This window comes from Thermus sp. 2.9 (assembly GCF_000794385.1).
Taxonomy (GTDB): Bacteria; Deinococcota; Deinococci; order Deinococcales; family Thermaceae; genus Thermus; species Thermus thalpophilus.
In genome coordinates, this window is the sequence record NZ_JTJB01000044.1 from 1 (window position 1) to 17,711 (window position 17,711).

The window sequence follows — 17,711 nt, forward strand, 5'->3', positions numbered from 1 at the left end:
GGAGCTTGAGGCCGTGGAAGTAGACCCGCTTGCTGGGGATGAAGCCGCGGTAGGCCTTGTCCGGGAAGAGGCGGGAGCGGGGGGCGCGGATGTTCTCGCAGGCGGGGAGGGGGAAGGTGTCCAAGGCATACGCCTGGGCCTGGTGGAGGTGCTTCCAGACCTGGGCCAGGAGGTGGAGGAGGGGGAGAAGGAGGGGGTAGAGGGCGTGGAGCCTGCGGTTGAAGCGGCTTGGGGAGGGGACGTGGGTGAAGAGGCCGAGGTCTTTGGCGAGGGCCAGGGCCTTGTTGTGCTTGCCGCCGAACTCTAGGGCGGCAAGGAGGGCGAGGGTGAGGATGGCGGAGGCGGGCGTTTTGGCTTGGGGGTCATCCTTGTAGCCCATGGCTTGCAGGGCGTCGTCTATAATGCAAAAGGCCGCTATGAGACGGGAAAGCATAGCGGCCACTATTTTTTCAGATCCAGGGGATAGGTAGCAACTTGGGTTACGATATCGCCACCCTGCTCCGCGACTCCCACCGCTTCGCCATAGAGTCCATCTGGTCCCGCAGGCACGGGGAGATCGCCGCGGTGGTGAGCACCACCCGGCTGCGGAACATCGCGGGGCGCTACGTGGGCAAGGACGATCCGGTGGCCCTCATCCGCACCCAGAAGATCTTCCCCGCCACCGAGGAGTTCGGTCCCCCCTTCGCCCTGGCCCCCTTTGTGGCCGGGGACACCCGGGGAAGCCACCATATGCCCCTGATGCCGGTGAGGGCCAACACCCAGGCTTCCAGCTTTTTCTGCGTGCCCATGGTCTGCGCCCTGGCCTTCTCCCTCAAGGAGGGGAAGCTTTCCGAGCCCGTGGACCTCTTCGCCGACCCCGTGTGGGACGCGGTGCGGGCGAAGGTGGTGGAGAAGGCCCAGGAGATGCGCCGGCAGGGCTTTTACGGCCCCGCCATGCTCCCCATGGAGGAGCTGGAGTACACGGGGATCGCCGAGCGGTTGAAGGAGCTGGCCAGGGAGTTCACGTAGCATGAAGCTGTGGAGGTCATAGAAGCTTTGGCCAGAGCCCGTCTCCTTCCTCTCCTCACCGTGCAGGGCGGGGAAGATCTCTGGGGTTTGGCCCGGGTGTTGCAGGAGGAGGGGGTGGGGCTTTTGGAAATCACCCTCCGAACTCCCCAAGGGCTGGAAGCCCTGAGGACGCTGAGGGATAGCGGCCTTCTCCTGGGGGCAGGCACGGTGCGAAGCCCGAAGGAGGCAGAGGCAGCCTTGGCCGCAGGCGCGCGGTTTATCGTTTCGCCGGGCTTAAAGGAAGAGGTGGCCTGGCTAGCCCGGGAGGAAGGGGTGCCGTACTTCCCCGGCGTCCTTACCCCCACGGAGGTGGAAAAGGCCTTAGAGCTTGGCCTTTTCGTCCTCAAGTTCTTTCCTGCGGAGCCTTTTCGGGGTGCCCAGGTGCTCAGGGCCTACGCCGAGGTCTTTCCCGAGGTGCGCTTCCTCCCCACGGGCGGCATCAAGGAGGAACACCTACCTCTTTACGCCCCTTTGCCCAATCTTTTGGCCGTTGGGGGAAGCTGGCTCCTAACGGGGGATATCCCTCTTGCCCGTGCCCGCATCCGCACAGCCCGAGCCCTCCTCACGCCCCAAGCTCAAGGCTAATGCGCCGGGCTGTCTCCTGAACCGCCTCGGCCACCTCAGGGATACGGTGCTCGTCCAGGTAAATGGAGGCGGTGGAAACGCTTACCGCCGCCACCGGCTCCCCTTGCACGTTCAGGATGGGGGCGGCCACGCACCGCACTCCGGGTTCGTTTTCTTCCAGATCCAGGGCGTATCCCCGGACCCGGGTGGTGCGGAGCTCCTCCCGAAAACGCTCGTAGTCCCCTAGGGTCCTGGGGGTACGGTTGAGGCCAGGTATGAAGGCCTCCCGCCACCTTTCCTCGGGAAGGAAGGCAAGGATGGCCTTGCCCAAGGCTGTGGATTGGGCAGGGAAGCGGCTGCCGATCTGGCTCGCCAGGACAAGTTCGCGTTTGCCCGGGACCTTGTCAATGTAGACGACTTCCCGGCCCTCCAAGACGGCTAGGTGCACTGTCTCCTTGGTGGCGTCCCGGAGGGCCTCGAGGTGGGGACGGGCCAGAGCAGGAAGGTGTAGCTGGCCATAGGCCTTAAATCCCAAGCGGATCAGCTTGGGACCAAGAAAGTACCCCTTTCGCGGCTCGTGGCGAAGATAGCCGGCCCGGCTTAGGGTGCTTAGGATCCTGTGGGCAGTGCTTCGGCTTAGCCCTAAGGTTTCGGCAAGCCTCTTTAGGTCGTGCACCCCGTCGGCCACTCGCTCCAGGAGCCACAAGCCGCGGAGAAGGGTCTGGGCGCCCTCCGTTTCCTCCAGGGTTTCCCGCTGCATGTTCCCATTATATGGGAGGAGGTTGGTTATTGACAATATGTGGGACTGAGTAGTATATAGTGGGACGAAAAGAAAGGGCGGTGAGCAGCAATGAAGCGTATCGGGGTTCTAGGGGTAGTTTTGGTGCTGGGCTTGGTCTCGGGACAGACATACACCCTCCGCTTCAACCACGTTCTGGGGCCCAACCATCCCTACCATGTAGGCCTTCAAGCTTGGGCGGAACGGGTGGCAGAGCGTACCAACGGGGATCTGCGGATCCTGGTCTTTCATAGCGCCCAGCTTGGGGTAGAGGAGGACATCATTGAGCAGTTGCGGCAAGGCGTACCAGTGGGCCAGAACACCGACGGGGCCCGGCTTGGCAACTACGTAAAAGAACTGGGCGTCTTCAACGGGCCGTACTTCGTGGACGATTACGCTGCGGTGGAGCGCCTGGCCAACCTGCCCGTGGTCCAGGGATGGATTGAGCGCCTGGCCCAGCAGTACGGGATCCGGGTTCTCTGCTTTAACTGGGTGCAGGGTTACCGGCACTTTATGACCAACAAGCCCGTCCGCCGCCCGGAGGACCTGCGGGGCCTGCGCATCCGCACGCCCCCCGCCCCCGTGTGGCAGGAGTCCGTGCGGGCCCTGGGGGCCACTCCCGTAGCCCTCCCCTTCGGCGAGATCTACTCCGCCCTGCAGCAGCGGGCCATTGACGGGGCCGAGCTCGTTTACGCCAACATCCCCGATATGAGCCTTTGGGAGGTGTTGCGCTACGTGAACGAGACCAAGCACTTCCTCCTCATCAACTTTGAGGTGGTGGGGGAGGCGTGGTTCCGGCGCTTGCCGGCAAACTATCGGCAGATCCTCCGCGAGGAGTGCGTACGGGCGGGTCGGGAGACCTCCCAGCGCATCGTCGCGGAGGAGGGGCGGATCAAGGCCCTAGTCCAACAGCGGGGCATGACCATCGTGAGCGACGTGGACCTCGCGGCGTTCCGCAAGGCGGCGGAGGCCGCCTACGAGCGCCTCGGGCTTAAGGCTATCCGGGATGCCCTGTACCAGGCCCTAAGGCGGTGAGGAAATGGGACCCATGGGCACGCTGGGAAAGCACATCCTGCGCTGGGAGCAAACGCTTGCCCAGGCTTTCCTCCTCGCCTCCACCCTGATCGTCTTCGCGGGGGGCGTGGGGCGTTTCCTGGGGCACCCCTTGGACTGGTCCATGGACCTGGCCACCTTTTGCTTTGCCTGGGCGGTCTTCCTTGGGGCAGACCTGGCCCTCCGGGAGGGCCAGCATATGGCGGTGGACAACCTGGTGCGCCTCCTGCCTCCCCGGGCCCAACGGTGGGTTTGCGGTGCGGTTTGGCTCTTCGTGGCCCTGTTCTTGGCCCTCCTCTTCGCCTATAGCCTCCAAGCCGCCCACCAGGCCCGTTTCCGCAGCTTCCAGGGCATACCCGGCTTCAGCTACGCCTGGGTGACGCTGAGCGTGAGCCTGGGCAGCCTCCTCATGCTCACCACCGCCCTGGGGAGGTTTTGGCGGGCCCTTAGGGAGGGATCATGCTCCTGAGCTTCCTCGTTTTCTTGGGCTTGGTCCTCCTGGGCATGCCCGTGGTCTTCGCCATCGGCATCGGGGGGCTGGTCTACTTCCTCACCCAGCCAGAGCTCCAGCTCACCATGCTCGTGCAGCTTGCCTTGGCGGAGACCCAAAACTTTTCCCTTTTGGCCATCCCCACCTTCGTCCTGGCCAGCGAGCTCATGAACGAGCTGGGGGTGACCCGCAGGCTCCTCCGGTTTGCCCACATCCTTACAGGCTTCTTGCGGGGCGGCTTGGCCCAGGCAAGCGTGGTCTTAGCTCTGCTGGTGGGCGGGCCTTCCGGCTCAGCCATCGCCGACGCCACCATGCAGGCGAGGCTTTTGGGACCCGAGATGGTGCGCAAGGGGTATTCCCGGGGCTTCATCGCGGCGTTGCAAGGGTTCTCCGCCCTCCTGGCGGTGGCGATTCCCCCAAGCATTGGCTTTATCCTCTACGGGAGCATCGGGCAGGTGTCCATCGGCCAGCTCTTCGCGGGGGGCATCGGGGTGGGGATCCTCATGGCCTTGGCCTACATGCTCACCGTGGACCTCCTTGCCCGGCGGAGGGGGTACCTCCCGGAAAACCCCGCCCCGCCCACGGCCCGTGAAATTGTCCAGGCGCTTAGGGAAAACTTCTTTGCGGTTCTCTTTCCCTTCTTACTCATGGCGTCCCTTCGCTTCGGCATCTTCCTTCCCTCGGAGGTGGGAGCGGCGACGGTGGCCTATGCCCTTTTTGTAGGGCTTCTCTACCGGGAGCTTTCCTGGGAGCGGGTGTGGCGCGCCCTGGAGCGCTCCGTGCGGGACGTGGGCGTGGTGGTCCTCCTCGTCAGCATGGCCGCGGTGCTGGGATACGGGACAAAGTGGGAGATGCTTCCCCAGAAGGTCTCCGGGTTTCTCCTTGGTGCCGTGCAAAACCCCAAGGTGGCTCTCCTTCTCATCCTCTTTGCCTTGCTTCTCCTCGGTTGCATTATGGACTCCACCGTGATGATCATCCTCCTTACCCCCATCCTGGTTCCCGCAGCCAAGGCCTTGGGGATTGACCTGGTCTACTTCGGCGTGCTCATGGTCCTCACCTGCGCCGTGGGGCTTCTCACCCCGCCCGTGGGGCTTTCCATGTACGCCGTCTGTTCGATCCTGGGCTGTGGCCTGGAGGAGTACATGCGGGAGGGGTGGCCCTTTTTAGTGGCCACGCTCCTGGCGCTCCTTTTGGCCTTCCTCTTCCCCGGGGTGGTCCTTTTCCTGCCCCGGCTCCTCTTTTAGGGGTGGAGCATGCGGCTTAAGGGGAAAAAAGCGCTCGTCATCGCGGCGGGGCAAGGCATCGGCCGGGCCATCGCCGAGGCTTTCCAGCGGGAAGGGGCCGAGGTTCTTGGCGCCACGTTGCACCCGGAAAAGCTTGCCGGGGTGGTGCCCGCGGTGCGGCTGGACGCCCGGGACAAGGAGGCGGTCTTCGCCCTCATCCAGGGCATGGAGCGGCTGGACGTCCTGGTGAACGCCCAGGGCGTCGTGCCCGTGGGGGGGCTTTTGGAGGCCACGGACGAGGACTGGGACGAGGCCTTCCTCCTGAACGCCAAGAGCGTCTTCTGGGCCATGCAGGCGGCCCTTCCCAAGATGGCGGCCCAAGGTGGGGGGAGCGTGATCAACATCGCCTCGGTGGCCGCCTTCAAGATGGTCCCCAAGCGCTTCGTCTACGCCGCCACCAAGGCGGCGGTGGTGGCCATGACCAAGGCGGCGGCCCTGGAGTTTGCGCCCTATGGGGTGCGGGTAAACGCCATTTGCCCGGGAACCGTGGACACGCCTTCCCTCCGGGAGCGGGCGGGGAGCGAGGAGGGGCTTAAGGCCTTCGCCGAGCGGCAGCTCCTCAAGCGCTTGGGCCGGCCTGAGGAGATTGCGGCCCTGGCCGTCTACCTGGCCTCGGATGAGGGCGCCTTCGCCACGGGGAGCGCCTTTGTGGTGGATGGGGGGATGAGCCTATGAGGTGGCGGGCGGAGGCCCTCCTGGCCTGGACGGAAGGCCTCCTCCAAAAGACAGGGGCTGACCTCCCCTCCGCCCGGGCGGTGGCCTGGGCCCTGGTGGAGGCGGAGATGAGGGGCGTTTCCAGCCACGGCCTCCTGCGCCTGCCCGTCTACCTGCGCCGCCTCGAGGCGGGCCTCATCCACCCAAGCCCCACCCTCCCCGCCGCGGTGCGGGGCCCGGTGGCCCTCTTGGACGGGGAGCACGGCTTCGGGCCCCGGGTGGCCCTTAGGGCGGTGGAGCTGGCCCAGACGCTCGCTCGGGCCCACGGCCTGGGGGCGGTGGCGGTGCGGCGGAGCACCCACTTCGGCATGGCGGGGCTTTACGCGGAGAAGCTAGCCCAGGAGGGCCTTTTGGCCCTGGTGACCACCAACGCCGAGCCCGACGTGGTGCCCTTTGGCGGCCGGGAAAAGGCCCTGGGCACCAATCCCCTGGCCTTCGCCGCCCCCGCGCCCCAGGGGATTTTGGTGGTGGACCTCGCCACCGCGGAGAGCGCCATGGGCAAGGTCTTCCTGGCCCGGGAGAGGGGGGGAGAGGATCCCCCCAAGCTGGGCCGTGGACCGGGAAGGCCAGCCCACGGAAGACCCCGAGCGGGTGTACGCCCTAAGGCCCCTGGGGGGGCCTAAGGGGTACGCCCTGGCCCTTTTGGTGGAGGTCCTCTCCGGGGTCCTCGCAGGGGCCGGGATTACCCACGGCATCGGCCGCATGTACGACGAGTGGGATCGCCCCCAGGACGTGGGCCACTTCGTCCTGGCCCTGGACCCGGAGGCCTTCCTGGGCCGGGAGGCCTTCCTGGAGCGGATGGGGGCGCTTTGGCAAGCCCTCAAGGCCACACCCCCCGCCCCGGGACACGCGGAGGTCCTCCTGCCCGGGGAGTTGGAGGCGCGCAGGCGGGCCCAGGCCTTGGGGGAGGGGCTGGAGCTTCCGGAGAAGCTGGTGCGGGAGCTTCAGGCCCTGGGCGAACGCTACGGCGTGCCCTGGAGGGAAGATGCCTGAGGTGGTGACCGCGGGGGAGCCCTTGGTGGCCCTGGTGCCCCTGGAACCCGGCCACCTGCGGGGCAAGCGGCTCTTGGAAGTCCACGTGGGCGGGGCAGAGGTGAACGTGGCCGTGGCCCTGGCCCGGCTTGGGGTGCGGGTGGGCTTCGTGGGGCAGGTGGGGGAGGATGAGCTCGGGGCCCTGGTGGAGGAGAGGCTTAGGGCGGAGGGGGTGGACCTGCGCTACTTCCGCCGGGTTCCGGGCTTCACCGGGCTTTACCTGAGGGAGGTCCTGCCCTTGGGGCAGGGGCGGGCCTTCTACTACCGTAAGGGCTCCGCGGCCAGCACCCTCGCCCCTGAGGCCTTTGACCCGGGGTATCTGGAGGGGGCTCGCTTCCTCCACCTAAGCGGCATCACCCCGGCCCTTTCCCCAAGCTGCCGAGCCTTCGTCCTTTGGGCCATGGCGGAGGCCAAGAAGCGGGGGGTGCGGGTGAGCCTGGATGTGAACTACCGACAGACCCTCTGGTCGCCGAAGGCGGCGCAGGCCTTTTTGCAGGAGGCCCTCCCCTGGGTGGACCTCCTCTTCCTGAGCGACGAGGAGGCGGTGCTCCTTTTCGGGGATGGGGAGAGGGCCCAGGTGCTTGAGGCACCCGAGGTGGTCCTCAAGCGGGGCAAGGCGGGAGCCACCGCCTGGGTGGCGGGGGAGCGGGTGGAGGGGGAGGCCTTCCCCGTGGCGGCGGTGGATCCCGTGGGCGCGGGGGACGCCTTCGCCGCCGGGTACCTGGCGGGGCACCTCTTGGGGCTAGGGGTGGCGGAGCGCCTGCGCCTGGCCAACTTCCTCGGGGCTTGCGTGGCGGCAAGCCGGGGAGATCACGAGGGGGCGCCTTACCGGGAGGACCTGGAGGCCCTCTTGGAGGGCCGCGCCCGCTTTTTCCGCTAGGAGGTGAGCATGGAACGCGCTGCGCTGGTGACGGGAGGGAGCCGGGGCATCGGCCGGGCCATCGCCGAGGCCCTGTTGCGACGGGGTTTCCGGGTGGCCATCGCAAGCCGCCAGCCCCAGGAGGCGGTGGCGGCGTGGCGGGCGGAGGGGCTTCCCGCCCACGCCTTGGCCGCGGACATGGAGCGGGAGGACCTCGAGGCCCTGGTGGCGCGGGCGGCGGAGGCCCTTGGGGGGCTTCACGTCTTGGTCCACGCCGCGGCGGTGAACGTGCGCAAGCCCGCCCTGGAGCTCTCCTATGAGGAGTGGCGCCGCGTCCTCTACCTCCACCTGGACGCGGCCTTCCTCTTGGCCAAGGCCGCGGCGCCCCACATGGCCCGGGCGGGCTGGGGGCGGATCCTCTTCCTGGGCTCCGTGACCACCTTCACCGCGGGAGGACCCGTGCCCATCCCCGCCTACACCACGGCCAAGACCGCCCTCCTGGGCCTCACCCGGGCCTTGGCCAAGGAGTGGGCTCCCCTGGGGATCCGGGTGAACCTCCTCTGCCCCGGGTATGTGGAGACGGACTTCACCCTGCCCGTGCGGCAGAACCCCGAGCTCTTCGGCCCCATCACCGCCCGCATTCCCCTGGGCCGCTGGGCCAAGCCCGAGGAGATCGCCCGGGTGGCGGCGGTCCTCTGCGGGGAGGAGGCGGAGTACCTCACGGGACAGGCGGTGGTGGTGGACGGGGGGTTCCTCGCCTACTGAGGCTTCCGCGCCACCAGGGTGAGAAGAGTGTAGCTGGCCACGGTCTTGCCCTCCTGGTTCACCACCTCCACCGCCCACTCCACCACCCCGGTACGCTCGTCCCGTGGGCGTTTGGCCTTCACCGTGAGGCGGGCCTGCAGGGTGTCCCCCGCGGCCACGGGCTCGGTGAAGCGGAGGCCCTCCAGGCCGTAGTTGGCGAGGACCGGCCCCGGGGCGGGGTCCACGAAGAGCCCAGCGGCCGCGGCCAGGACGAAGTACCCGTGGGCCACCCGCTTGCCGAAGAGGCTTTTTTGGGCGGCGAGCTCGTCCGTGTGGGCATAGAAGTGGTCCCAGGAGAGGTGGGCGAAGAAGGCGATGTCCGCCTCGGTGACGGTGCGGCGGTGGGTGGTGAGGGTTTCCCCCACCGCGAGCTCCTCGTAATGCTTCCGGAAGGGGTGGACCTGGGCGGGGGTCTCCGCCCCCTTGGCGTACTCCGAGAGGAGGGATTGGAGGGTCTTGGGGTCCCCCTGGAGGGCGAGGCGGGAGAGGTGGCGCTTCACGGAGAGGAGCCCGCCGAGCTCCTCCCCGCCCCCCGCCCGGCCCGGCCCCCCGTGGAGGAGGCGGGGAAGGGGAGAGCCGTGGCCCGTGGAGGTGTGGGCGTCGTGGCGGTTTAAGAGGTGGAGCCTCCCCACCTCTCCCGAGAGCCCCTGGAGGAAGAAGCGGGCCTCCTCGAGGTCCAAGGTGGCCAAGGTGGCCACGAGCATGCCCCCGCCCATGCGGGCGAGGCGCAGGGCCTCCTCCCGGGTGCGGTAGGGGAAGAAGGTGGCCACGGGCCCGAAGGGCTCCACCCGGTGGAGGGCCTCCTTCCAGGGGTCTTGGGCCAGGAGGAGGGTGGGGGGGAAGAAGGCCCCATCCTTTCGCCCCTCGTGCTGCCAGTAGACCTGGGCGCCCGCTTTCCGTAGGGCCGCCACCGCCACCTCCACCTCCTCCTTCTGGGCCAAGGAGGCCAGGGGGCCCAGGTCCACCCCCTCCTCCCGGGGGTCGCCCAGGCGCAGGGGGGCGAGGCGGGCTTGGGTGGCCTCGAGGAGGTCCTGGAGCCTTCCCTCCGGCACCAAAACCCGGCGGATGGCGGTGCAGCGCTGCCCCGATTTGATGGTGAGCTCCTGGGCGATCTCCTCCGCCAGGCGCAAGAGCTCCTCTTCCCCCGCCCCTTCCCCCAGGATGGCGGCGTTTAAGGAGTCCGTTTCGGCGTTGAAGTGGGCCCCCCGTTCCAGGAAGGCGGGGTGGCGCCGGAGCTGGTCCGCCGTGGCCTTGGAGCCCGTGAAGTAGAGGCTGTCCCGGTAATCCAGGGCCTCCAGGGCGTCCCCTAGGCCGCCCGCCACGAACTGGAGGCTGCCTTCGGGGAGGAGGCCCGACTCCAGCATCATCCGGGCCAGGGCCTCCGCCACGTGGGCCGTGGGGGTGGCGGGCTTGACCAGGGTGGGAACCCCGGCCAGGAAAGCGGGGGCGAACTTCTCCAAAAGCCCCCAGACGGGAAAGTTGAAGGCGTTCACCTGGAGGGTGATCCCGCCCTTGGGCCCGAGGACGTGCCGCCCCTGGAAGGAGAGGTCCTTGGAAAGGGGGAGGTAGTCCTCCTCGGGGAGGAGGTTGCCCTCGGGGAGGGTGCGGGCGAGGCTGGCGTAAGCGTAGAGGACCCCGATGCCCCCGTCCACGTCGTACCAAGCGTCCCGCCGCGTGCCCCCGGTGGTGGCGTAGAGCCGGTAGAGGACCTCCTTGCGCTCGGAAAGGTACTGGGCCAGGGCCCTAAGCCGCCTTCCCCGCTCCTGGAAGCCTAAGGCCAAAAGGCCCTTTCCCCCCACCTCCCGCCCATGGGCCACGGCCTCCTTGAGGGGAAGCCCCCCCGCCGTGACCCGGGCGATCTCCTCGCCCGTGGCGGCGTCCCGAATGGGAACGCCCTCGCCTTCGCCTTCCCACCAAGCGCCTAGAAGGTAGCTTTGGAGCTTCATCCTCACACCGCCTTAAAGGCCTCAAACACCTCGCCGCAGGCACCGCACTGGTAGAGCATCTTGCAGAGGGTGGCCCCGAAGGCGTTTTTGAGGACCACCTCCCGGCTACCGCACCGGGGGCAAGGGGGGTCCTGGTGGGCCAGGGGGAGGGGCAGGGGTGGGGCGATGCCGTAGGCGGCAAGCTTTTCCTTGGCCTCCCCCGCCATGGCCTCCGTGGACCAAGGGGTGCGGGCCTCCTCCACCTCCACCGCCTCTGCCCCCGCCGCCTTCAGGGCCCGCACGATCTCCTCGCGGATGAGCCTAAGGGCGGGGCAGCCGGAGAAGGTGGGGCGGAAGCGCACCTTAACCCGGGATCCTTCCGCCTCCACCCCCAGGACCATCCCCATCTCCACGATGTTGAGGACGGGGATCTCGGGGTCCTTGACCCCCTTTAGGGCCTCCCAGTAGCGGTCTACCACGCCTTGGCCTCCGGGTCCCAGCGGGCCACGGACTGCATCTCCGCCAGCAGCGACCATAGGTACTCCGTGTGCTCCTTCCGGCTTTTGGGCACATAGCCCCCCTGGGGAGGCTTGAGCCCCGAGCGCTCCAGGTGCCGGGTGACCTCTTCCAGGTAGGGGGCCTCGAGGGCCCTCAGGTCCGGCACCACCCCCGCCTCCGCCAAGGCCTCCTCCTCCGGGAGGGGGATGAAAAGCTGCTTGGCGTAGGGGAAGAGGAGCTCTAAAGCTTCCTGGGCCCGGCGGTGGCTCTCTTCGGTGCCCAGGCCCAGGCGCTCCACCCAAAGGGCGGAGTGCCTCAGGTGGAAGCGCTCCTCCTTCAGGATGCGGCTTGCCGCCTCGGCCAAGGGTTCATAGGCGCTCCCTTGCGCCTCCTTGAGCCAAAGGTTCTCGTAGGCGTCAAAAAGGTACTGCCGCACCAGGGTGAAGGCCCAGTCCCCCTTGGGAAGCTCCACCAGGATGGCGTTTTGGTACTCCAGGGGGTCGCGGAGGAAGACCAGGCGGTCGGGGTCGGCGCCGTCCAGCTCCTGGCGGAGCTCCAGGTAGAGCTTGGCGTGGCCCAGCTCGTCCTGGGCCAGGTTGGCGATGGCGATGTCCTCCTCGAGGATGGGCGCGTGGCCCACCCACTCGGAAAGGCGCTGGGCCAGCACCACCTCGTCGTCGGCCAAGGCGGTTAGCTTGGCCACCAGGGCTTCCTTGAGGTAAGGGTCAAGGGGCATCCTCCACCTCCTTGGCGGTGACGAGGCCATAGTAGCTCTGCAGGCGGTAGGTCTTGTCCTTGGCCGGGGCGAACCAGCTCTCTATGACCTCCTCCTTGGGCTCCGTCCCCACCACCAGCCGCTCCGGCACCGCCCAGAAGGCCACCCCTTGGGCGTGGAGGAGGGCCTCCCGGATGGCCGAGGCTGGGCCCTTGGCCAGGAAGCGGCCCACCAGGTCCCCATACACCATGCTCCGGCGGTGGCTCCGCTTGGCGAAGACCCAGTAGGCCTCCTCCGGGCCCTCCTCCAACCCTTCGCTCCATGGGCCCTTCAGCCCCTCCTGGGTCACGTGGAAGAAGGCCTCCGCCGGAGCCACAAAGAGGGCGTAGGCGGAAGGCCGGCGCACGAAGACGTGCCGGGCCAGAAGGAGGGCGTGCTCGGGGTCGGTGGCGTGCACCGAGCCCACCATCTGGGGCGGGCTTTTGGGGGTGTCCTGCTTGATCACCTCGTAGCGGGGCCACTCGGTTCCCCACATGGCCGCCTCCTAGTCCGCCGCCTGCGCCAGGCGGCGCTTGGCGTGGGCCTCCATGGCCTCCCGCACCCAGCGCCCCTCCTCGTGGGCCCGCTCTCTTGCCAAAAGGCGGTGGCGGTTCATGGGGCCCTCCCCGTTGATGACCTTCCAGAACTCATCCCAAGGGATGGGGCCGTGGACCCAGTTCCCCGTCTTCTCGTCGTAGCGGAGCTCGGGGTCTGGGGGGGTAAGCCCCGCCTCCAAAAGCTCCGGCACGTGCTCGTTCAGGAACTCCTGGCGGATCTGGTCGTTGGTCTTGGTCTTGATGCCCCAGCGCAGGAGGAGGGGGGTGTGGGGGGAGTCGGTGTCGTGGGGCCCCGCCATCATCAGGGTGGGCCACCACCAGCGGTTTAGGGCGTCCTGCACCATCTGCCGCTGCTTCCTGGACCCCCGGGCGTAGAGGAGGACCGCCTCCTTGCCCTGCTTGTGGTGGAAGGTTTCCTCGGCGCAGATGCGCACCATGGCCCGGGAATAGGGCCCGTAGGAGCACTGTGCCAGCATGGTCTGGTTCTTGATGGCCATGCCGTCCACCAGCCAGCCGATGATGCCCACATCGGCCCAGGTGAGGGTGGGGTAGTTGAAGATGTTGGAGTACTTGGCCCTTCCCGAAAGCAGGGCCTCCACCATCTCCTCCCGGGTCACCCCAAGGGTTTCCGCGGCGTGGTAGAGGTACTGGCCGTGCCCGGCCTCGTCCTGCACCTTGGCCAGGAGGATGAGCTTGCGCCTCAGGGAGGGGGCCCGGGTGATCCAGGCGCCCTCGGGAAGCATGCCCACCCACTCGCTGTGGGCGTGCTGGGAGATCATGCGGATGAGTTGCCTGCGGTACTCCGCCGGCATCCAGTCCCCGGGCTCAATCTTCTCCCCCCGGGCGATCCTGGCCTCAAACTCCGCAAGCCTTTCCGGGTAGTCTGGGTCCTCCGGGTAGCCGATCCTAAGCTTCACCATCCTTGCCTCCTTCCTCCACGCCCAGGGCCCGAAGCACGAGCCTGGCGTAGGCTTCCGCAAGCTCCTCCAGGGAAAGCGGCCCATCCGGGCGGTACCACTGGTAGGTCCAGTTGAGGGCGGAAAGGACGAAGAGGGTGGCGAGGCGCACGTTTTCCACGCGGAAGGCGCCCTTCTCCACCCCTTGCTGGATCACCCCTTGCACTCCTTCCTCGTAGCGGCGTCTGAGCGCCTTGGCCTCCTCCAGTAGGGGAGGCGAGAGGTGCTTCCACTCGTGGAAGAAGACCGTGGCCCGGGGGAGTTCCTCGGCGATGACCCGAAGGTGGCCCTTCACCAAGGCCCTCACCCGATCCACGGGGCTGCCTTCGGGAAGGCTTTCCAAAACGGCGAGGAAGCGCTCCGCCGCCTGGCGCACCACCTCCAGGAGGATCTCCTCCTTGGACTGGATGTGGGCGTAGAGGCTTCCCCCTTGCAGGTTCAGGTGGCGGGCGAGCTCCCGCATGCTTGTGGCGTGGTAGCCCCGCTGGCTGAAGAGGGTTCCGGCCACGTGGAGGATCTCGTCCCGGCGCTCCATGGCTAACGATCGTTTGTTAGTTTTGCACACCCGGGGCGAAGGGACAAGTGTCCCAACTCACCTTTTCCCTTGACACGGGAGGGCGGTGGGTATAGGGTGTACTTACCGACCGGTCGGTGAGCCATGGTGACCACGACCAAAGACCGCATCCTCGAGGAGGCCGCCAAGCTCTTCACCGAGAAGGACTACGAGGCCACCAGCGTCCAGGACATCGCCCAGGCCCTGGGCCTTTCCAAGGCGGCGCTGTACCATCACTTCCGGAGCAAGGAGGAGATCCTTTACGAGATCAGCTTGAAAGCCCTTCGGGGCCTGGTGCGGGCGGGGGAAGAGGCCATGGCCCACCCTGACCCGGAGGAGGCCCTTCTCCGCTTCATGGAGGCCCACGCCCGCTACTTTGAGGAGAACTACCCCTTCTTTGTCACCATGCTGCAAGGCATCAAAAGCCTTTCCCCGGAAAACCGGGCGGCCACCAATGAACTGCGGGACCGGCACGAGGCGAACCTCAGAAACATCCTCCGGTGGGGGGTGGAAGCGGGAGCCTTCCGCCCCGTGGACGTGGCCCTGGCGGGGCGGGCGGTGCTTTCCCTGCTCAACTGGATGATCCGCTGGTTCCGCCCCGGCGGCCCTAAGCGGGCGGTGGAGTTCGCCCGGGCTTACCATGACCTCATCCTGAGGGGGTTGAAGGATGGAGATCCCGGAGCACAAGGAGCTTAGAGAGGTGGCGCGTCGCTTCCTGCAGGAGGCGGCGCCCAAGCTAAAGGAGTACGAGGAAAAGGAGGTCTTCCCCTGGCCCCTGGTGGAGCGCATGGGGCATCTGGGCTTTTTGGGCGTCTTCGTCCCGGAGGAGCTGGGCGGGGCGGGGCTGGATTTCTTCGCCTACCTCGCCCTCTTGGAGGAGATGGGGGGGTACGCTTCCTTGCGGTCCATCCTCTCCGTGCAGCAGAGCCTGGTCCTAACCCCCCTCCTCGCCTACGGCACCGAGGCGCAGAAGCAGCGCTACGTGCCCCGCTTGGCCCGGGGGGAGATCCTCGGGGCCTTCGGCCTCACGGAGCCCGAGGCGGGCTCCGACGCGGCGAGCCTCCGCACCCGGGCCTACCGGGAGGGCGACCACTACGTGCTGGAGGGGCAGAAGACCTTCATCTCCCACGGCAACGTGGCGGAGGTCTTCCTCATCTTCGCCAAGACGGACCCGGAAAAGGGGGCTAGGGGCATTACCTGCTTCCTGGTGGAGCGGCAGGACGGTGTGAGGACGAGCCCCTTGAAGGGGAAGCTGGGCCTGAAGGCGGCGGATACGGGGATGGTGTTCTTGGATGGGGTGCGGGTGCCCAAAGAAAGGGTTTTGGGACGGGAGGGGGAGGGCTTTAGAATCGCCCTTTCCACCCTGGACACGGGCCGCATCTCCTTGGCGGCGGGGGCGGTGGGGCTCATGCGGCGGGCCTTGGAGCTTTCCCTGAACTACGTGAAGGAGAGGCGGCAGTTTGGCCGGCCCATCGCTAGCTTCCAACTCATCCAAGAGCATCTGGCCGAGATGAAGCTGGACCTGGAGGCCTCGAGGCTCCTCGCCTACCAGGCGGCCTGGAAGAAGGTGAAGGGGGAGCCCTACACCCTCGAGGCCAGCTTGGCCAAGCTCCACGCCTCCGAGGCCGCCAACCGGGTGGCCTACCGGGCCATCCAGGTGCACGGTGGCTACGGCTTCTTTGAGGAGTACGAGGTGGCGAGGCTTTACCGGGACGCCCGCATCCTGACCCTGTACGAGGGGACGAGCGAGGTGCAGAAGCTCATCATCGGGGCCCACCTCACGGGGATCCGGGCCTTCGCTTGAGAGGAGGTGCGCCATGCCCATGTACTTTGAGGACTTTGAGGTCGGTCAGCGCTTCACCACTCCCGCCCGCACCGTCACGGAGGCGGACGTGGTGAACTTCGCCGGGGTTTCCGGGGACTATAACCCCATCCACACCGACGCCGAGTTCGCCAAGGAAACCCCCTTTGGCCAGCGCATCGCCCATGGGCTTCTGGTGCTTGCCATGCTCACGGGGCTCAGGCAGCGCTCGGGGCACTTTGAAGGTACCGTGATCGCCTGGATGGAGATCCGGAGCTACAAGTTCCTCAAGCCCGTCTTCATTGGGGATACGGTGCGGGGAGAAAGCGAAATCTTGGAGAAGCGGGAAACCTCCAAGCCTGACCGGGGCATTCTGGTGCAGCGGGTGAGGGTCTACAACCAGCGGAACGAGGTGGTGCAGGAGGGGGAGTTCGTGACCATGGTGCGGCGGAGGCCCGCTTGAGCCCCTTTGCCCGCTTTTTCCAGGCGGAGGTCTTGAGGAAGGGGGATGGCGAGGCGGAGCTCCGCCTCCCTGTGCGGGAGGAGTTCCTCCAGGGGCAGGGCCTGGTGCATGGCGGCATCCTCGCCGCCCTTCTGGATAGCGCCCTGGGCCAGGCGGTGGAAAGCCTGGGGGTGAGGGTGGTGACGGCGGAGCTTTCCGTAAGCTACCTACGGCCCGTGCGGGAAGGGGTGCTCCTCGCCCGGGGGTGGGTGGTCCACCCCGGGCGCCACCTCCTCCACGCCGCCGGGGAAGTCCTCTTGGAGGGGAAGCGGGTGGCCTTCGCCAAGGGGGTCTTCTACCGGGTGGGTTAGGGTTATACTGAGTCTAAATGGAGGACACCATGTTCCCGAGCACCATGATGGAGGAGGAGCTTAACCTTTGGGACTTTCTGGAAAGGGCGGCGGCGCTTTTTGGGAAGAAGGAGGTGGTCTCCCGCCTCCACACCGGGGAGGTCCACCGCATCACCTACGCCGAGGTGTACCGCCGGGCGAGGCGCCTCATGGGGGGGCTTAGGGCCCTCGGGGTGGGGGAGGGGGACCGGGTGGCCACCCTGGGCTTCAACCACTTCCGCCACCTCGAGGCCTACTTCGCCGTCCCCGGAATGGGGGCGGTCCTCCACACGGCCAACCCAAGGCTTTCCCCCAAGGAGATCGCCTACATCCTAAACCACGCCGAGGACAAGGTCCTTCTCTTTGACCCCAACCTCCTGCCCTTGGTGGAGGCCATCCGGCCCGAACTGAAAACGGTGCAGCACTTCGTGGTTATGGACGAGCAGGCCCCGGAGGGCTACCTGGCCTACGAGGAGGTCCTGGGGGAGGAACAGGACCCCGTGCGGGTGCCCGAGCGGGCGGCCTGCGGCATGGCCTACACCACGGGGACCACGGGCCTACCCAAGGGGGTGGTGTACAGCCACCGGGCCCTCGTCCTCCACTCCCTGGCGGCAAGCCTCTTTGACGGCACCGCCCTTTCGGAAAGGGACGTGGTGCTCCCCGTGGTCCCCATGTTCCACGTTAACGCCTGGTGCCTGCCCTACGCCGCCACCCTGGTGGGGGCCAAGCAGGTCCTGCCGGGGCCCCGGCTGGACCCCGCCTCCTTGGTGGAGCTCTTTGACGGGGAGGGGGTTACCTTCACCGCCGGGGTGCCCACGGTCTGGCTGGCCCTGGCCGACCACCTGGAGGCCACGGGCCACCGCCTCAGGACCCTAAAGCGCCTGATGGTGGGGGGCTCGGCGGCTCCCCGGAGCCTTATCGCCCGCTTTGAGGCCATGGGGGTGGAGGTGCGCCAGGGCTACGGCCTCACGGAGACCTCCCCGGTGGTGGTGCAGAACTTCGTCAAGAGCTACCTGGAAGACCTTCCGGAGGAGGAAAAGCTCACCCTCAAGGCCAAGACCGGCCTCCCAATTCCCCTGGTGCGCCTCCGGGTGGCGGACGAGGAGGGCCGCCCCGTGCCTCAGGACGGAAAGACCCTGGGGGAGATCCAGCTCAAGGGCCCCTGGATCACGGGGGGCTACTACCGGAACGAGGAGGCAAGCGGAAGGGCCC

Annotated in this window: 21 protein-coding genes and 2 pseudogenes; 15 read left to right on the forward strand and 8 right to left on the reverse strand. The window is 67.4% G+C overall.

Annotated features, from left to right (window positions below; genetic code table 11):
* Positions 1-433: pseudogene (locus QT17_RS11210) on the reverse strand (IS982 family transposase); the annotation flags it as partial.
* Positions 434-480: 47 nt separating this feature from the next.
* Between QT17_RS11210 and fbp the strand changes: the two are divergent.
* Positions 481-1,008: pseudogene (fbp, locus tag QT17_RS11215) on the forward strand (fructose-1,6-bisphosphate aldolase/phosphatase); the annotation flags it as partial.
* A gap of 9 nt (positions 1,009-1,017) precedes the next feature.
* A complete protein-coding gene (locus QT17_RS11220) occupies positions 1,018-1,632 on the forward strand; it encodes a bifunctional 4-hydroxy-2-oxoglutarate aldolase/2-dehydro-3-deoxy-phosphogluconate aldolase (protein WP_039460052.1) in 615 nt (204 codons plus the stop codon).
* Here QT17_RS11220 and QT17_RS11225 read toward each other — a convergent pair.
* Positions 1,610-2,371 (reverse strand): IclR family transcriptional regulator, encoded by a 762-nt coding sequence (locus QT17_RS11225; protein WP_039460053.1) that lies wholly within the window; start codon positions 2,369-2,371, stop codon positions 1,610-1,612. The genes QT17_RS11220 and QT17_RS11225 overlap by 23 nt on opposite strands.
* 90 nt (positions 2,372-2,461) lie before the next feature.
* Between QT17_RS11225 and QT17_RS11230 the strand changes: the two genes are divergently transcribed.
* Genes QT17_RS11230 through QT17_RS11260 form a run of 8 tightly spaced genes read left to right on the forward strand, consistent with a single transcriptional unit; the run spans position 2,462 to position 8,585 of the window.
* Positions 2,462-3,424, forward strand: coding sequence for a C4-dicarboxylate TRAP transporter substrate-binding protein (locus QT17_RS11230; RefSeq protein ID WP_039460054.1), 963 nt, complete (start codon positions 2,462-2,464; stop codon positions 3,422-3,424).
* Between the two features lie 13 nt (positions 3,425-3,437).
* Positions 3,438-3,911, forward strand: a complete 474-nt coding sequence (locus tag QT17_RS11235) for a TRAP transporter small permease (protein ID WP_039460083.1) — start codon at positions 3,438-3,440, stop codon at positions 3,909-3,911.
* Positions 3,902-5,176, forward strand: a complete 1,275-nt coding sequence (locus QT17_RS11240; RefSeq protein WP_039460056.1) for a TRAP transporter large permease — start codon at positions 3,902-3,904, stop codon at positions 5,174-5,176. Before QT17_RS11235 ends, QT17_RS11240 begins: the two co-directional genes overlap by 10 nt.
* Before the next feature lie 9 nt (positions 5,177-5,185).
* Positions 5,186-5,890 carry an SDR family oxidoreductase gene (locus QT17_RS11245; RefSeq protein WP_039460058.1) on the forward strand — a complete coding sequence of 235 codons (705 nt, stop codon included), beginning with the start codon at positions 5,186-5,188 and terminating at the stop codon, positions 5,888-5,890.
* Positions 5,887-6,552 (forward strand): Ldh family oxidoreductase, encoded by a 666-nt coding sequence (locus QT17_RS14770; RefSeq protein ID WP_255347466.1) that lies wholly within the window; start codon positions 5,887-5,889, stop codon positions 6,550-6,552. Before QT17_RS11245 ends, QT17_RS14770 begins: the two co-directional genes overlap by 4 nt.
* A complete protein-coding gene (locus QT17_RS14775; protein ID WP_255347467.1) occupies positions 6,482-6,922 on the forward strand; it encodes an Ldh family oxidoreductase in 441 nt (146 codons plus the stop codon). Before QT17_RS14770 ends, QT17_RS14775 begins: the two co-directional genes overlap by 71 nt.
* Entirely contained in the window at positions 6,915-7,841 is a 927-nt protein-coding gene (locus QT17_RS11255; protein ID WP_039460059.1) for a sugar kinase, read from the forward strand. Before QT17_RS14775 ends, QT17_RS11255 begins: the two co-directional genes overlap by 8 nt.
* A gap of 9 nt (positions 7,842-7,850) precedes the next feature.
* Complete coding sequence (locus QT17_RS11260; RefSeq protein WP_152607397.1) at positions 7,851-8,585, forward strand: SDR family NAD(P)-dependent oxidoreductase; 735 nt, start codon at positions 7,851-7,853, stop codon at positions 8,583-8,585.
* On the opposite strand, the gene paaZ is transcribed toward QT17_RS11260, so the two are convergent.
* Genes paaZ through QT17_RS11290 form a run of 6 tightly spaced genes read right to left on the reverse strand, consistent with a single transcriptional unit; the run spans position 8,579 to position 13,849 of the window.
* A complete protein-coding gene (gene paaZ / locus QT17_RS11265; protein ID WP_039460061.1) occupies positions 8,579-10,570 on the reverse strand; it encodes a phenylacetic acid degradation bifunctional protein PaaZ in 1,992 nt (663 codons plus the stop codon). The two genes, QT17_RS11260 and paaZ, sit on opposite strands and share 7 nt — an antisense overlap.
* A gap of 2 nt (positions 10,571-10,572) precedes the next feature.
* The gene (paaD, locus tag QT17_RS11270; protein WP_039460062.1) at positions 10,573-11,028 is read right to left on the reverse strand and encodes a 1,2-phenylacetyl-CoA epoxidase subunit PaaD; all 456 of its coding nucleotides are present in this window, start codon (positions 11,026-11,028) and stop codon (positions 10,573-10,575) included.
* Positions 11,022-11,783 (reverse strand): 1,2-phenylacetyl-CoA epoxidase subunit PaaC, encoded by a 762-nt coding sequence (gene paaC, locus QT17_RS11275; RefSeq protein ID WP_039460064.1) that lies wholly within the window; start codon positions 11,781-11,783, stop codon positions 11,022-11,024. The genes paaD and paaC overlap by 7 nt, the downstream gene beginning before the upstream one ends.
* Positions 11,773-12,297 carry a phenylacetic acid degradation protein gene (locus QT17_RS11280; RefSeq protein ID WP_039460066.1) on the reverse strand — a complete coding sequence of 175 codons (525 nt, stop codon included), beginning with the start codon at positions 12,295-12,297 and terminating at the stop codon, positions 11,773-11,775. Before QT17_RS11280 ends, paaC begins: the two co-directional genes overlap by 11 nt.
* A 9-nt stretch (positions 12,298-12,306) precedes the next feature.
* A complete protein-coding gene (gene paaA, locus QT17_RS11285) occupies positions 12,307-13,278 on the reverse strand; it encodes a 1,2-phenylacetyl-CoA epoxidase subunit PaaA (protein ID WP_039460067.1) in 972 nt (323 codons plus the stop codon).
* Positions 13,265-13,849 (reverse strand): TetR/AcrR family transcriptional regulator, encoded by a 585-nt coding sequence (locus QT17_RS11290; RefSeq protein WP_039460069.1) that lies wholly within the window; start codon positions 13,847-13,849, stop codon positions 13,265-13,267. Before QT17_RS11290 ends, paaA begins: the two co-directional genes overlap by 14 nt.
* Before the next feature lie 123 nt (positions 13,850-13,972).
* Here QT17_RS11290 and QT17_RS11295 point away from each other — a divergent pair, with 123 nt between their 5' ends.
* The 5 genes from QT17_RS11295 to QT17_RS11315 all read left to right on the forward strand — a co-directional run.
* Entirely contained in the window at positions 13,973-14,563 is a 591-nt protein-coding gene (locus QT17_RS11295; protein ID WP_039460071.1) for a TetR/AcrR family transcriptional regulator, read from the forward strand.
* Complete coding sequence (locus QT17_RS11300) at positions 14,535-15,671, forward strand: acyl-CoA dehydrogenase family protein (protein WP_039460073.1); 1,137 nt, start codon at positions 14,535-14,537, stop codon at positions 15,669-15,671. The genes QT17_RS11295 and QT17_RS11300 overlap by 29 nt, the downstream gene beginning before the upstream one ends.
* 13 nt (positions 15,672-15,684) lie before the next feature.
* Positions 15,685-16,131 (forward strand): MaoC/PaaZ C-terminal domain-containing protein, encoded by a 447-nt coding sequence (locus tag QT17_RS11305; protein WP_039460075.1) that lies wholly within the window; start codon positions 15,685-15,687, stop codon positions 16,129-16,131.
* Positions 16,128-16,481: a PaaI family thioesterase gene (locus tag QT17_RS11310; protein WP_039460076.1), complete on the forward strand. Its 354-nt coding sequence runs from the start codon at positions 16,128-16,130 to the stop codon at positions 16,479-16,481. Before QT17_RS11305 ends, QT17_RS11310 begins: the two co-directional genes overlap by 4 nt.
* A 29-nt stretch (positions 16,482-16,510) precedes the next feature.
* The coding region (locus QT17_RS11315; RefSeq protein WP_039460078.1) for an AMP-binding protein at positions 16,511-17,711 on the forward strand (1,201 nt) is incomplete at its 3' end.